14 protein-coding genes and 1 pseudogene are annotated in these 14,983 nt (G+C 62.5%); 14 read left to right on the top strand and 1 reads right to left on the bottom strand.

Annotated features, from left to right (window positions below; all coding sequences use genetic code 11):
- Window positions 1-579: 579 nt before the first annotated feature.
- The 11 genes and pseudogenes from VMH22_10040 to VMH22_09990 all read left to right on the top strand — a co-directional run bounded on the left by VMH22_10040 (window position 580) and on the right by VMH22_09990 (window position 11,767).
- Window positions 580-1,011: pseudogene (locus VMH22_10040) on the top strand (hypothetical protein).
- 1,259 nt (window positions 1,012-2,270) lie between these two features.
- Complete coding sequence (locus VMH22_10035; protein ID HTW92034.1) at window positions 2,271-3,248, top strand: hypothetical protein; 978 nt, start codon at window positions 2,271-2,273, stop codon at window positions 3,246-3,248.
- A 57-nt stretch (window positions 3,249-3,305) separates the two neighbouring features.
- The gene (locus VMH22_10030) at window positions 3,306-3,674 is read left to right on the top strand and encodes a four helix bundle protein (GenBank protein HTW92033.1); all 369 of its coding nucleotides are present in this window, start codon (window positions 3,306-3,308) and stop codon (window positions 3,672-3,674) included.
- A gap of 133 nt (window positions 3,675-3,807) precedes the next feature.
- Window positions 3,808-4,041, top strand: a complete 234-nt coding sequence (locus VMH22_10025) for a 4Fe-4S binding protein (protein HTW92032.1) — start codon at window positions 3,808-3,810, stop codon at window positions 4,039-4,041.
- A 99-nt stretch (window positions 4,042-4,140) separates the two neighbouring features.
- Entirely contained in the window at window positions 4,141-5,250 is a 1,110-nt protein-coding gene (locus tag VMH22_10020; GenBank protein ID HTW92031.1) for a 2-oxoacid:acceptor oxidoreductase subunit alpha, read from the top strand.
- 63 nt (window positions 5,251-5,313) lie between these two features.
- Window positions 5,314-6,213, top strand: coding sequence for a 2-oxoacid:ferredoxin oxidoreductase subunit beta (locus tag VMH22_10015; GenBank protein ID HTW92030.1), 900 nt, complete (start codon window positions 5,314-5,316; stop codon window positions 6,211-6,213).
- A gap of 105 nt (window positions 6,214-6,318) precedes the next feature.
- Window positions 6,319-6,873: a 2-oxoacid:acceptor oxidoreductase family protein gene (locus VMH22_10010; GenBank protein ID HTW92029.1), complete on the top strand. Its 555-nt coding sequence runs from the start codon at window positions 6,319-6,321 to the stop codon at window positions 6,871-6,873.
- Window positions 6,870-8,552, top strand: a complete 1,683-nt coding sequence (locus VMH22_10005) for an AAA family ATPase (GenBank protein ID HTW92028.1) — start codon at window positions 6,870-6,872, stop codon at window positions 8,550-8,552. The genes VMH22_10010 and VMH22_10005 overlap by 4 nt, the downstream gene beginning before the upstream one ends.
- Window positions 8,527-9,237 carry a UDP-2,3-diacylglucosamine diphosphatase gene (locus VMH22_10000; GenBank protein ID HTW92027.1) on the top strand — a complete coding sequence of 237 codons (711 nt, stop codon included), beginning with the start codon at window positions 8,527-8,529 and terminating at the stop codon, window positions 9,235-9,237. The genes VMH22_10005 and VMH22_10000 overlap by 26 nt, the downstream gene beginning before the upstream one ends.
- Window positions 9,234-10,223: a nucleoside recognition domain-containing protein gene (locus tag VMH22_09995; protein ID HTW92026.1), complete on the top strand. Its 990-nt coding sequence runs from the start codon at window positions 9,234-9,236 to the stop codon at window positions 10,221-10,223. Before VMH22_10000 ends, VMH22_09995 begins: the two co-directional genes overlap by 4 nt.
- 62 nt (window positions 10,224-10,285) lie before the next feature.
- On the top strand, window positions 10,286-11,767 hold the full coding sequence (locus VMH22_09990) for a leucyl aminopeptidase (protein HTW92025.1): 1,482 nt from the start codon (window positions 10,286-10,288) through the stop codon (window positions 11,765-11,767).
- Between the two features lie 213 nt (window positions 11,768-11,980).
- On the opposite strand, the gene VMH22_09985 is transcribed toward VMH22_09990, so the two are convergent.
- Window positions 11,981-12,394 carry a hypothetical protein gene (locus VMH22_09985; protein ID HTW92024.1) on the bottom strand — a complete coding sequence of 138 codons (414 nt, stop codon included), beginning with the start codon at window positions 12,392-12,394 and terminating at the stop codon, window positions 11,981-11,983.
- Window positions 12,395-12,452: 58 nt separating this feature from the next.
- On the opposite strand from VMH22_09985, the gene VMH22_09980 reads away from it, so the two are divergent.
- The 3 genes from VMH22_09980 to VMH22_09970 all read left to right on the top strand — a co-directional run.
- Window positions 12,453-12,578, top strand: coding sequence for a hypothetical protein (locus VMH22_09980; protein HTW92023.1), 126 nt, complete (start codon window positions 12,453-12,455; stop codon window positions 12,576-12,578).
- Complete coding sequence (locus VMH22_09975) at window positions 12,571-13,407, top strand: metal ABC transporter permease (protein HTW92022.1); 837 nt, start codon at window positions 12,571-12,573, stop codon at window positions 13,405-13,407. The genes VMH22_09980 and VMH22_09975 overlap by 8 nt, the downstream gene beginning before the upstream one ends.
- Before the next feature lie 30 nt (window positions 13,408-13,437).
- Window positions 13,438-14,983, top strand: a 1,546-nt coding sequence (locus VMH22_09970; GenBank protein ID HTW92021.1) for a VCBS repeat-containing protein, incomplete at its 3' end; no start/stop codon positions are given.

The following is a 14,983-nucleotide window of genomic DNA, read 5'->3' as shown; positions in this document are numbered from 1 at the left end:
TCATGCGGGCAGATGGCAAGGATAGGTGATAAGTCCTTGGATTAGTGGCGGTTTGGGACGCTGTGCGACTCGCCCTGGGGGTCACCCCGGGAACGGTTCCCAAGGTGGTTCCGACGGCGGTTCGGCACATGACTTGGAGGGCGACTCGCGGAGAGAATTGGCGGGCAATGTTCAGGGCAACTTGTCCCGTGGTTTGGAGGGCTACCCGCACCGCGACTCGGCACGCGACTGGCGGTATCTCTCGGACGGCAATTCGCGTCGTGACCCGCGGCGTCACTCGCGAGGTGACCTTCACTGCCACTCGCGGAGTGATTCGGAAGATGACTTGCAGGGTGATTCTCAGGGCGAGTCGCGGGGCAAGCTTCCGAGCATTGCGGGCCACGGCCGCGTCACCATCTCCACGCAGGTCGAGCCCCTAGAGCCGACATAGAACCGCCTGTCATTCCGAGCAGGGGAGGCGGGATGGCTTGAAAGGGGCCGGTTCTTTGATATGGTGCCCTCTATGAAGCACCCTCGCGGTTTCATCCTTGCGATTGACGGTCCTGCCGGGTCGGGCAAGAGCACGACCGCGTCTATTGTTCGAGCCAGACGGATATCGTCACCGTGATTGATGCTGCCACGAATACCATCGAGGCGGAGGTCAATGTCGGAGGAAACCCCGGCAGAATGGTCTGGGACCCGGCGCAGAGTCGTCTGTATGTTGCCAACCAAGGCAGCCACATTTCCGTCATACGTGACTCTGGCGCCGGGATTCAGCAGGGCGACAGCCGGGCCGCAGCAGGAAGGCCTCTGCCGACGATAGTCCGCGGCGTGCTTCTTCTGCCCGAGGCTGTCGGCGATAAGCGGTTGGCGGTAGGCGCCCATCTGCTCGACATCAGCGGCAGGAAAGTGCTGGACCTGAAGCCGGGCACGAATGACGTGCGGGCGCTGGCACCGGGCGTGTACTTCGTGAGGACAGCCCAAGCGCAAGCTCAAGCCCAAGCTGTCAGAAAGGTCGTCCTGACCAAGTAGGACAAACAGCTTCTCTCTTTCAGGCTACTCCAACTCACGCGGGCAGCCCGCTTTTCGTGTCCGTGGGTACTCGGCCGACGGTGCGGGAGAGTGGGCAGTCGCCGCTGCCGAAGCGGATGCTGGGCGGTGCGGACCGGGTAGGGCAGGATTCCGGCGGTCAATCCATGCTTCCTTGCCCTCGGCAGGGAGCCGACCACGGTCGCAAAGGTTGATGGCTCTATCGTCCGCTGCAGCAGTACCTTATGTGACCGCTCCCGCATAGTTCACGGGCCTGATATCCCGGCCGGATTGGTAGCCATATCCACTGCCCCGCCAACTCCCGCACCCGGGAAGGCGTTCCCCGAATGGTGGGGGGAGCAGCTAAGGGGACCGTCTCCGGACCCCCTCCGGGGACCGTCCCCCCACCGGGTCCCCCCACCGTCTCCGGTACGGCTCCAGGGAGCCTCAGGGGAAGGACTCGGTTGACCGTCAGGGGTAGGGCTCCCGGGACCATCCGGGGAGAGGGTAATGGGATGGTCTGGGGAGTGACTCCGGGGAGGCGGGAGGGAGGTCTGCCCGAAGCACGGGCCGACGCAGAGACGAGAGCGATGTGCGATGGGCGCGGGGTGGTGCATGGGAAGAGCGGGAGGACGGCGCGGGGACAGGTCGGGACGAGGGCATGTCGGGAAGCGCGTCAGGCAGCGCAGGGCCAGCGATAGTGGGTGGTGGTACAGCCGGGCCCCAGACCAGCCGGCGGGCAGGACCGGGGGCGGCGGACATAGGAATAGGGGCTAGGGGCGAGGGGTAGGGGACGAGGGCTGGGGGTTAGGGAGGAGAAGCAGAAGGATGTGAGGATGGAACGTGGAGAACTTGGGACAGTCCCACGGAGCGCTTGCGTCGGACGTGCCGGGGCACCGTAGGAACGAACAGCGCGACACAGCCCCCATTTGGGCGGGACAATCCCCGTTTTCGCGGTCATGTCCCCGTCCTTGGCGGTTCTCACATCTGCGTCATCTGCGTAGTCTGCGGTTACTCGTCCTTTCGTCCATCGTCTCTTCGTCCATCGTCAATTCTGCATTCTGGTCTCTGGTTTCTGAATTCTGCTCTATCCGAATCCTGAATCTGCGTCATCTGCTTCACCTGCGGTTGTTCCGTTCCGTGCTTCGCAGCTTGACAATCGCGCGGGCAGATGTAGAAGTATGAGCGTTATGAGACACGAAGAGGAGCCGATAGCTAACGGCTGACAGCTAACAGCCTGAATGGAAAAGAGGAGTCCGCGAGTGAAGGATAATGCGGCACGGCGGCCGTGGGAGGTCGGTTTGTTCTGGCTGCTGGTCGTGGCCATCGCGCTGACAACCGCGCTGGTTCTCGCCGGTTCGCTACGCGTCTACGCAGGCGACGTGAACGGGAGCAGCCTGTTCATGCTCAGTTCTTTCCTGCAGTCTCTGGCGGCGGTGCTCGGGATTGCCTTTACGCTCACGCTCATCGGTCTTCAGCTCGCCGCCCAGAGCTACACCCACCGGGTGATTGGGCTGCATACGCGGTCGGCCGTTTTCGTGTTCACTTTCGCCATGCTCCTGCTGACCATGGTGTTTATCGCGCTGTTGATGGCCTCGTACCGGAACATCCGCGCCGCAGGGCATCCGTGGGTGGACCTGGCGATAGTGTGGTTCATCTCTGCCTTGGTGTTGCTCGTGCCGTTCGCAGTGAGAACCATCCGGCTGCTCGCACCGGACAACATCGCCGCCGCGTTGCTTTCGCGTCTGGGCGCGAGGCAGCTCAGGTCGGGTGACACTGCGGCAGTGCACGTCCGTATCGGGCCGGTGTTCGACATTGCGCGCAAGGCGATCGTCAGCCGGGACGAGCGAACCCTGGAGTTGCTGTTGGCGCAGGTGCAGTGCCGGGTCGTGGCGTTGCTTGCTGATACCGCGCTCGGACCGCAGGGACTTACGCAACTGGCTCGGGCTTTGGGGCCGGAATTCCGTGACCTCGGCTGGCTCGCGAGCGACCATCTTGACATCGGGGCTGTAAAGCGGGTTGTGGACTGCCTGCGCGAGCTCGTTTGTCAGGCCGGCGGGCGTCCGGACCGGCGGGCATTCGCCGACGAGCTCAATGCGGCCATCGGCGACATCTGGAAGGAAGCGAGTGCCCGGTTCAGCGACAGCGCCTACGCGGCTAGGCTTGCAGACCTGGAAGCGTCGATGAACTCCTGCCGGCTGCAGATAGCTAACAGCTTGCAGCTCACAGCTAACAGCTAGCGGGCAGCTGACAGCTTACAGCTAACAGCTAACCGCTCGGACGAAAGGAGACAGCGAGTGAGAGATGTGAGGAAGTACGAGGTGTTCAAGCGGGCTGATGGGCTGGTGTTGGAGGTCTACAAGCTGACTGCTTCGTTTCCTGACTGTGAGTTGTTCGCCTTGACCTCCCAGATGCGGCGCGCCGCGTATTCGATTCCGATGAACCTCGCCGAGGGTGGCGCGCGTTCGGGCGCGAAGGAGTTCGCGCAATTCATCAACGTCGCAGTCGGGTCTTGTGAGGAGGTGCGCTATCAGATACATCTGGCGACTGCTCTTGGCTATGCCCCGGCGGAGACTGCGCGCAAACTCGACGCCGATTATGAGGAGGTGAAGAGGATGCTCGCCGGTCTCCTGTCCCGTGTGATGGGTCGGTCTTCCAAGCTGTAAGCTGCAAGCTGTTAGCTGTCGGCTGTCCTTCTCCCGAGGTTGACCCTCGGCTTCGCCTCGATAGAATAGCCTCTCTGAAGACAATGACTGTCCACGACTTGCCCGCCGGCTGCAGCCCTGCGCGAGGTTCCGCGTGAAGAAGTTCCTGCTCGAGGAGCCGGTTTCTTCGGTCGGGCCCAAGGGGCATACGCACACAATCATCCGCCGGTTTTGCAAGGGTTGTCGGATATGCGTGGAGTTCTGCCCGACCGGCACGCTCGACCTCGACGAACGGTTCAAGATAAAGGTCGCGCACCCGGAGAAGTGCATTGCGTGCCGGATGTGCGAGTTGCGGTGTCCGGATATGGCGATATTCGTGCAGAAATGACCAAGCGCCAATGACCAATGACCAATCAATGACGAAATGTCGAAGGACGGAAGCCGGAGTTTTGGTTACCGGGAGGCTGCAAGCTGTGAGCCGTAAGCTGTGAGCCTTCAGTTGTTGTCCGGCAATGAGGCGTGTGCGATGGGCGCGGTGCGCGCGGGCGTGCGGTTCTTCGCCGGCTATCCGATTACGCCTTCGACCGAGATTGCCGAATACCTTGCCCGCGAGTTGCCGCGGGTCGGAGGCACGTTCATCCAGATGGAGGACGAGATTGCGTCCATCTGCTGCATGAACGGCGCCACAGCGGCCGGGGTGAAGGCGATGACCGCGACGTCGGGTCCGGGTTTCTCCCTGATGCAGGAGGGCATCGGCTATTCCATAATGGCCGAGCTGCCGTGCATCATCGTCAATGTGATGCGGGGCGGGCCCGCAACCGGAACTCCGACCCGGACTGCACAGTCGGACGTGATGCAGGCGCGGCATGGCACGCACGGCGACCATCCGATTGTCGCGCTTTGTCCATGGAGCGTGCGGGAGTGTTTTGACCTGACCGTGCAGGCAGTGAATCTGTCCGAGCGGCTCAGAATCCCGGTCATCGTGCTGATGGATGAGATCGTCGGGCACATGCGAGAGGCAGTCGAGCTGCCGGAGACGATTGCGCTGTGGGAATCGAAGCGGTCGAAGGTGGCGGCACCAGAGTACTACCACTACGAGGATTCGAACAACTACGACGCGCGGATTGCCAGCTTCGGCGAGGGGTATCGCGTGCATCTGACCGGGTTGACCCACCGGAAGGATGGGTTCCCGTCCGACGACCCGGAGATCATCCGCTGGAACATGGACCGGTTGCGTAAGAAGATAGACGACAATCGGAGCTGGTTGTGGGATGTGACCTACGAGGACCTCGGCGCGGAGACCGTGATAGTCTGCTACGGAAGCGCCGCGCGTTCGGCCATAGAGGCGAAGCGGCAGTATGAGCAGAAGACCGGGCGACGGGTTGGCATCCTACGCTTGCGGATGATCTGGCCGTTCCCGATGGAACGGATGATAGCGTTGATGAAGAGCGCGCGTCGGGTCATCGTGCCGGAGATGAACCAGGGGCAGTTGCGCCGGACCATCGAGCGGAGTGTGAGCCGGAATGTGCCGGTCATCTCGGTCCAACGTTACGACGGGGAGATGCTCACACCGGCGGAGATAATAGAGGCACTCTGAGGAAATGACGAATTGCGAATGACGAATGTCGAATGAGGGACCGAGCAACCGCAGATTGCGAAGATGACTCAGAGACCTGAACCCCGGGACCCTAGAACCACCGAACCCGCTCGGCTAGCCGAGCCCGAGGCCGTGGACCGGTTCCTGGACTACTTCCGGGTTGACGAGCGGTTCCCGCACATCCTCTGTCCGGGTTGCGGCATCGGCACGGCCATGAACACGGTCGTGCGGGGGCTCATCGAGACGGGCGTCAATCAGGACGAGCTGTGCGTCGTGTCCGGCATCGGGTGTTCGTCACGCATCTCCGGATACGTGGACTGCGACACGTTCCACACGTTGCATGGGCGGGCTCTGCCGGCTGCGACCGGCGTGAAGTTGGCGCGGCCCGACCTCAAAGTCGTCGTGTTCGGCGGAGACGGCGACATGCTGGCAATCGGCGGCAACCATTTCATCCACGCCGCGCGGCGGAACATCGACGTCACGGTATTCGTGCTCAACAACTTCACCTACGGTATGACCGGCGGCCAGTATTCGCCGACTACACCGACGATGGAAAAGGCCGCGACCGCGCCCTACGGCAACGTGGAGCGCGACTTCGATACATGCTTCATGGCACGCGCGACCGGCGCGATGTTCGTCGCCCGCAGCACGACATTCCACGTTGCCCATCTGAAGAAGATGGCGAAGCTGGCGCTGAGCAAGCGTGGCTTCAGCGTGGTCGAGATTATCTCACAATGCCCGACCTTCTACGGCCGACACCAGGGATTGGGCGACGCCGTGAAGATGCTCGAGTGGATCCGCGACCGTTCGGTGGACGTGAGCAAGGTGCAGGACCCGTGGCAGGTGCAGGACAAGTTCGTCATCGGCGTGCTGCACGACCGCGAGGAAGTGCCGCCGTATTCAAAGCTCTACGAGCAGGTGCGGGCCAAGGCGCAGGGGAGATCCGAGGACCGGGCGAAGTGAGAAGTCAGATGCTGGAAGCTAGAATTCAGAAGCGCGGAGCCGAGGATTCGGGTGTCCTGGCACTGGAATCCTTGAATCCTCGACCCCTCGATTCCTGCAGCGATGATGAAGACTGAGATTCGGCTGGCAGGTACCGGCGGTCAGGGTGTTATCCTCGCCAGCGTGATTCTCGCCGAGGCGGCGGGCGTCCACGAGGGGCGGCACGTGGTGCAGACGCAGAGCTACGGACCGGAGGCGCGCGGCGGGGCTTCCCGTGCCGATGTCATCATTGCCGATGAACCGATTCTGTATCCAAAGTCCCGGCGACTGGATGTGCTCGTCTGCCTGAGCCAGCCGGCGGTGGACAGGTACTTCGAGGACCTGAAGGTCCACGGCACCGCAGTCATCGACAGCTTCTACGTCCACGAGTGTCCGCGCGAGGGCGCGATTTGCGTGCCGATGACCGAGACCGCGCGAACCGAACTGGGGCGCGAGCTGTTCACCAACATCGTGATGCTCGGCGTCGTGGCGCAACTGACCCGGGTCGTGAAGTTGGAGTCGTTGGAGAAGGCCGTGGCGCACCGCGCGCCGGCCAAGACCCTCGACCTCAACAAGAAAGCGCTGGCACTCGGCTGGCAACTGGCATCAGGACAAGGCGGAAAGATGAAGGCGGAAGGATGAAGACAGAAGGTGGAGCCGGGCGCAAGGAGCAGCAGCAGCCTACCATTCAAGGCCGAATCGCCGAGATGATGAGGCCGAGTCTGTACGGCAAGGGCGTGAAGCGGGTGCGGATGCTGCAGACGCACACGTCGTGGGTATTCCTCACCGGCAGTCGTGCCTACAAGGTGAAGAAGCCGGTGAACTTCGGTTTCCTCGACTACACGACTCTGTCCGCGCGCGAGTTCTTCTGCAACGAGGAATTCCGGCTCAACCAGATTCTCTCGCCCGACATCTACATTCGGGTCCTGCCGATTACCATGGCGCGCGGCCGGCTCGCCCTCGGCGTCCGGGGAGAGGCGATTGACTACTGTCTGGAGATGAAGGAGTTGCCGCAGGAGTGGATAATGACCGAGCAGCTCAAGAGCGGCAACGTGACCTGCGAACACGTGGACCAGATAGCGCGATCGATTGCCGATTTCCACCGGAAGGCGGAGCATGGGCGCGAGGTCGCCCGGCACGGCAGCATCGAGACAATCCGTTTCAACTGGGACGAGAACTTCGCGCAGACCGGGGAGTTCATCGGCCGGACGATTACGCGGCGCGAGCTCAACGAGACCAAAGCAGCAGTCGAGCGCTTCATCGCGGACAACCGCGGGCTGTTCCGGCGCCGGCGCGCCGGCGGCTTCGTGCGCCGCTGCCACGGCGACCTGCATTCGAAGAACATCTTCATACTCGAAGAGGGGTCGAGGGGACGAGGATTCGAGGATTCTAGTGTTCGGACACTCGAATCTTGGACCCCTGGAATCCTGGAATCCTCTGCTGTCCGGATCTTCGACTGCATCGAATTCAATCCGCGCTTTTCCTGCTCGGACGTGGCCTCCGAAATCGCTTTCATGGCCATGGACCTCGACTACTGGGGGCGCAAGGACCTGGCGGACTTCTTTGTCGAGCGGTACATGGCACACTCCGGAGACGCTGGCCTGCCGCGCCTGCTCAACTTCTACAAGTGCTATCGGGCATACGTGCGCGGCAAGGTCACGAGCTTTGTCCTGAACGACCCCGGAGTCAGCCCGGCCGACAAGGCAAAGGCAGCGAAGACCGCGTCCGAGTACTTCAAGCTGTCCCACCGCTACGCCACCGGTATGTCGGCCAGGCCGAAGCTCGTCGTGATGATGGGACTGCCGGGCGTGGGCAAGACGTACGTGGCGCGGAGGCTGGCAGAGCGCACGGGCGCTTTTCACTTCCTGTCCGACTCCGTCCGCAAACAGCTCCTCGGGATTCCGGTGGGCAGTCGCCAGGTCGAGAACTTCGGCGGCGGTATCTACAAGGGCGATATCAGTGAGAAGACCTATGCGGAGCTGCTGCGTCGGGCGCAGGTTTTCCTTTCGGCCGGGTTCAGCGTGATTGCGGACGCGACATTCCTGAGCGAAGACTCCAGGGAGCGCGCGCTCAAGGCCGCGGCAAAGGCCGCTGCGCCGGTGCTGTTCGTGTTCGCCGACTGCCCGGAGCGGACCGTCCGGTCCCGGCTGCGCAAGCGCGCGGGCGAGTACTCGTTCTCGGACGCTACAATCGACATCTACCGGGAAATGAAGAGCCGGTTCAACCCGCCGCAGGTCGGCCCCGGCACCATCCGAATCGACACCAGCCTGCCGCTCGAGCGGTCGCTGGCCAAGATTGAGCGCGCACTACTTCGTATCTGACGCCCACATCGGCGGCGGTCACCCCGACGCCGAGCAGCGGCTGTTCAGATTCCTCGAGTCAATCCGCGGCAAGGCAGAGTCGCTCTACATCCTCGGCGACCTGTTTGAGTTCTGGTTTGAGTATGGCCGGGCGATTCCCAAGCCGGGGTTTCGAGCGTTGGCTGAACTCGCCGAGTTGAGTCGGATGGGTACACGCATTGGCTACCTTAAGGGCAATCACGACTTCTGGTTCAAAGATTTCTGGCGTCGCGAACTCGGGGCAGAGGCGACGGACGAACTCGAAGTCACGCTGGACGGCAAGCGGGTTTTCCTCGCCCACGGCGACACCTTGGACCGGACGTTCGTGCCTCGGGTCTTTCGGGTGCTGATGCGCAGTCGGATTGACGGCTGGCTTTACTCACTGCTTCACCCGGACATCGGTATCGGCCTTGCCCTGGCGGTGGCCCGGGCCAGCCGGGTCGGACGCGCCAGGCCAACACTGGTCGAAGACATGGCCAGCTTCGCCCAAAGCAAACTTGCCTCTGGTTTCGATATCGTCATCATGGGGCATTCGCACGTGCCCGAGGTCCGGCAGCTCCGGGGCGGCGTGTACGTCAATGTCGGCAACTGGCTGACCAGTTTTACCTATGGTGTCATCCGCGATGGCGTCGCGTCGCTGGAAGTTTTCGAGGGGGGCGGGGGATGAGCGGCGAGAAGACGGCACCGCCGCAGACGTCGTTTGGCCGGACGACCGCCCTTGGTGCGTGGCATGGGGTCCGGGCATTCCTGAAGCTGATGCTGATCGTGGCCCCGGTCTTCACCTTTGTCACCTTGCTCAAGTACACCTCCGTCATCAGGTTATTTGCCGAATTCATGGCGCCGCTGATGAAGCACTTCGGGCTGCCCGGCGAAGCCGCGCTCGCACTGATTATCGGCAACCTTATCAACCTCTACGCCGGGCTGGGCGCGGTCACCGCGCTCAAGATAACGTCCGCGCAGCTCACCGTGCTCAGCCTCATGCTGCTGCTGTCACACTCGCAGATTCTGGAAACCGCCGTGTTCTTCCAGATACGGGCCAAGTGGTGGCTGCTCTGGTTCATAAGGCTGGTGCTTTCGCTCCTCGCCGGGGTGGGGTTGAGCCGGCTCATCGTCAAGACCGGCACCACCGGGGCTGCGGACGCGGCCCGACTGGCGCAGATGGCGCAGATGCACTATGTCGGCATCGGGCCGGCACTGGGAAACTGGGCGCGGGGCCTGTTGTTGGACACCGGCCTCAAGATGTTCCTCGTGCTGGTCGGCATCTTTATCATCCTCGAGCTGGGGCGGCGTTACGGGCTGATGGAGAAGACACTTCGCGCGATCGGTGCCGCGACCAGGTTCATCGGTCTGAAGCCGGAGGCAGGCATGCCGTGGCTGGCCGGCAACGTATTCGGCATCGTATTCGGGGCGGGAGTCGTAATCGAGACCGCACGCGAGGGGCAGCTTGATGCCAAGCAGATTACGCTCGTGGCCACGTTCCTGGCATTGTGCCATGGGTTGTTTGAGGACACCGCCATATTCCTGGTGCTGGGTGCGAACATCTTCTGGATCCTGGTACCGCGAATCGTGCTGGCCGTGGCGGTCACGTGGGTCTTGAGCAAGGTCCTGAAGGAAGAAAAGACGCGGGCAGGAGCCGCGGTCGGCACAGCTTGACAGGACACCCTGTTACTGCATAAGATTGACGTGCGGGCAGGAAGCCCGCAGAAGGAGTTGAAGTGAGGACAGACCTGATTGCGAGGAAGAACTGGACCGGCAAAGTGCTGGTCGCGTTCATGTTCGACGGCGACAAGACGCCGCTCGCCTTGCCGGGTGAGGATGGCCGGAGTTTCGTGGCGGTGGCGGCCGAAGAGAAGTTCACGGGCCAGCTGAAGAAGACGAGCCTGCTGCGGTCCGAGGCAGGGGCAGCGAAGCTCATTCTCGCCGGTTTGGGCAAACGGAAGGAGTTTGAGCTTGACCGGGTCCGGTCGGCGACGGCCAGGGCTTTGAAGCGCGCCGAGGATATCGGGTCAGATTCGGTCGGGCTGCTCGTTCCGGACAGCAAAGAAGTGAAAGGCGACCTGGCCGACTTCGTGGCAGCAGCGGTCGAGGGTGCAGTCTTGTCGAGTTATCGGTTCGACAAGTACCGGACGCCAAAGCCGGATGATGCCAAACCGGTGGGCGAGCTGGTTCTGGTGTTCGCAAACTCGAAGAATCTGTCGGCAGCGATGAGCAAGGCGGTCACCGAGGCGGTGGCGCGTTCCGAGGCCGTTTGTTTCGCCCGCGACCTTGCCAACGAACCACCCAGTCCAAAGCCACCCGAGAAGATGGGCGAGATCGCCTCGGGTCTGGCGAAGAAGGGGCGCATCGCGGTCGAGGTGATGCACAAGGCCGAGCTGGAGAAGCTCGGAATGGGCGGCATCCTGCGCGTCGGGGCCGGTTCGCACCAGCCGCCGTGCCTTGTCCACCTCACTTACACCCCGCCTGGGAAGTCGAAGAAGACCGTCGTGGTCATCGGCAAGGGCATCACCTTTGACTCCGGCGGGTTGTCAATCAAGCCGTCAACGGGCATGGAAACCATGAAAGACGACATGGCCGGTGCAGGCGCGGTGCTGGGGTTGTTCAAGTGGCTCGGTTCCGTGGATGTGCCGGTCACGGTACACGGCCTTGCGCCATTCGCTGAGAACATGCCGGGCGGCGGCGCCCAGAAGCCGGGTGACGTCATCAAGCACTACAACGGTAAGACCGCCGAGGTCATAAGCACGGATGCCGAGGGCAGACACCTGCTGGCGGATAGTCTGGCCTATGGCTCGACCCTCAACCCGGACCTGATGATTGACATTGCCACACTGACTGGTGCGTGCGTAGTGGCTCTCGGAGACGAGTATTCGGGGCTGCTCGGCACCGACCAGAGGACGATTGACCGGCTGATCTCCGTCGGCAGGCAGGAGGGTGAGTTCTTCTGGCAACTACCGCTGCCGGACCGCTATAAGTCACACCTGAGAAGCAGGGTCGCAGACATGAAGCATACGGGCAAGCCGGGAGTGGCCGGTACGATTACCGCCGGGCTCTTCCTCAAGGAGTTCGTCGGGGAAGGCGTGCCCTGGGTTCACATCGACATCGCCGGGCCGTCTTTCACCAAGGAAGACTGGGACTACGCACCGGCCGGCGCCACCGGCGTCCCAGTTCGGACAATCGCAGCGCTGCTCAAGGGGCTGTAGCCGGCACGAGAGCCGACCCTGACCTCAACGACTGAGAGCTCGGTCCGGTTCGACCACGTCACGGTCGCCTACCAGCAGGCGGTGGGCATCGAGGACGTCAGTTTCGACCTTGGACCGGGCGAGTTTCTCGGCATAATCGGTCCGAACGGCTCGGGCAAGACGACTCTGTTGCGCGCGGCCCTCGGATTGGTCACACCGGCGTCCGGCCGCGTGTCAGTCCTGGGCGCGACTGGACGCGAGCTCGCCTCGGTCAGGCGTCGAATCGGATACGTGCCTCAACGTCGAGCAATCGATCCGCAGTTCCCGATTACGGTCCGCGAAGCGGTCGCGATGGGGCTGTACCCGTTCCTGGGTACCTTCGGTCGACCGACCGCTGACGACCGGAGGCGGGTCGAGGCAGCGCTGGCCGCGGTCGGGCTGCAGGAGACCGCCGACCACGTTGCCGGGCACCTGTCCGGCGGCCAGCAACAACGACTTCTTATCGCCCGCGCTCTGGTGCAGGAGCCTCGACTTCTGCTGCTGGACGAGCCGACGTCGGCAGTCGATGTGGCGACGCGGTCCACCATCGTCGACCTGGTGCGGAAGCTCCACGCCGAGCGCCGGCTGACCACGCTCTACGTCACCCACGATGTCAACGAAGTCCTGTCCTGCGTTGACAAGGTGCTCTACATCAACCGGACGGTGCGTGCCTTCGGTAAGCTGCGCCCAGGTGCTGAACCGCGAGACGCTGGAAACACTCTACGGCGGTCGGGTCATATTCGCCGAGGACGGTGGCCGACGCTACGTCGTTGTCGGGGACAGGCATGCTTGAGTTCCTGCGATACGGGTTCATGCAGCGCGCCCTCCTCAGCTGCGTCATCGTCGGTTCCACGTGTTCCTTCATCGGGGTCTTCGTCGTCCTGCGCGGCATGGCCTTCGCCGGCTCTGGTCTCGCGCATGCGGCATTCGGCGGCGTGGCGCTTGGATTCCTGATGGCAATCAACCCGCTGTTCGCCGCGGTGCTCTTCTGCCTGGGTACTGCCGGTCTCATTCAGGTCGCGACCCGCCGCGCGCAACTGCGGATGGACGCCGCGATCGGCGTCTTCTTCGCATTCGCCATGGCCCTCGGCGTGCTTTTCATCGGGCTGATGAAGCGCTACGATGCGCGGGTCTACGGTTACTTGTTCGGTAACGTGCTGGGCGTAACCGCCGGCAACCTCGCGCTGATGGCAGTGCTGGCAATCGTGGTGGTCGGGACCATCGGGTTGCTCTATCGTCAGTTCAAGTTCCTGAGCTTCGACGAGGACATGGCCGAGGCAAGCGGCCTGCCGACCGGGACACTCGCGGCGCTGCTCCTCGGCCTGCTGGCGTTGACCGTCGTCGTGTCAATCAAGACCGTCGGCATCATTCTGGTTGAGGCATTACTCGTGACACCGGCTGCCACTGCCTACCAGCTTACCTCTCGCTACGGCATGATGTTCGTCCTGTCGTGGATTGCGAGCGTCGTGTCATGTGTCGCGGGCCTGGTTATCTCCTACTCGCTCGGCGTTCCTTCGGGCGCGGCGATTGTCATCGTAGCGACGGTCCTCTTCGCGCTTGCCGCGATTCTCTCGCCCAAACGACGAAAGTGCAAGGTCTGCGGGCACGAGTCCGCAGCTTGACATGGGCTGAGCCACTCATAGAATTCGGTAATGGGCGGCGCGGCGCGAAAGACTGCGGCTGTGCTGCTTGCCCTCGCGACAAGCATCGGGATAGCTGTTGCCTTAACCTGGACAGAGACTTCCTGGCAGGACTTCAGCGACGGCCAGTTCACGAGCAACCTGTATGTGTCGCACCGCTACGGCGGCACGGTCGAGTTCGTCCCTCGTTTCGACTTCAACAATGACGGCTGGATGGATCTGGTCTGCTCCGAAGGATACGGGTCGAACGTGTACCTGTACTTCGGCGACACGGCCGGGTTTCTAGCCAGCCGTTCGCGCGACTACCCCGTCGGCGGCGGCGGCGAATGCGACGGCGCCGACCTGAACTGCGACGGGTACGCCGACCTGATTCATACCGGGTGGCGGGCTCAGCCCTATGCGACAATCTACTGGGGGACGGCCTCGGGACCCGACCCGCAGAACAAGACAAACCTGTCGGTCAGCAATTCGGAGGCCGTGGCCGTGGCTGATCTTGATAACGACGGCTACCTCGACATTATCCTGTCTTCAGAGGATGGGACGAGCTACATATACTGGGGCAGCGGCTCCGGCTACTCTCCATCAAACGTCACACTCCTACACCTTGGGACCGACACCGGTCACAACTGGGTGGTGGCAGACCTCAACAAGGACGGGTACCTCGACCTGATTGGCTGCTGCACCAACGACTGCACTCACCAGCCCATCTTCTATTTCGGGCCTAACCACACGTACCAACTGGAGACGCTCGATTTCTCACCGGGCGGCAGCGGCTTCGATGCCCAAGGGGTTACTGTTGCCGACTTCAACCACGACGGCTGGCTCGACATCGTCTATACCGGGCACGACGATATCACGCAGGCATGGATTTACTGGGGTTCCGCCTCTGGGTTCAGCGTCCAGAACCGCACGGTCATCAATACCGCCCAGTGCTTCGGCGGCAGCGCAGCCTACGACTTCAACAAGGATGGTTTGGTCGACCTGCTCTTTTTCCGTGGTTCCTACTACGGCGCGTACTTAAAGCCCATCATCTACTACAACACGGGCTCCTCCCCGTACTTCAGCGACGCGCAGACGTCTACAATTGGCCCGTTGACCCTGAACTCGACCGGCGGGCAAGTCGCCGACTACAACAAGGACGGCAATGTCGACATCTTTCTCAACGACTTCGAGAGCGGCAGTGCCCATGTGCTTTGGGGGCCGGACTGGAATACCGTGACGGACCTCCCTTGCTATTCCGGCCACCACGGAGTGACTCGAGAGATCGGCAATATCTACGACCGGACGTATCGTGAAGACTATGTCTCATCCGTTTTCGATGGTGGCGGTCTGCCCAACTGGCATACCGTGTCCTGGGATGATTCGACGCCCGGAGGGTCAGCGGTCGAGATGGCGGTGCGGACCGGTGCGACGGCGGCGCCCGATTCGACCTGGAGCGGCTGGTATGCGGTGGCGAAGGGCGACACCGTGCCCGATTCGCTCAACTCCCGGTACATCCAGTACCGGGCGCAGTTGAAGTACCAGAATCCGGCTTCGCTGCCGATGTTGTTTGCGGTGC

The sequence above is a fragment of the bacterium genome (assembly GCA_035505375.1).
Taxonomy (GTDB): Bacteria; Hydrothermota; Tepidihabitantia; order Tepidihabitantales; family Tepidihabitantaceae; genus UBA2258.
The sequence above is the reverse complement of the archived record's forward strand: the minus strand, read 5'-3'. Positions and strand labels throughout refer to the sequence as shown.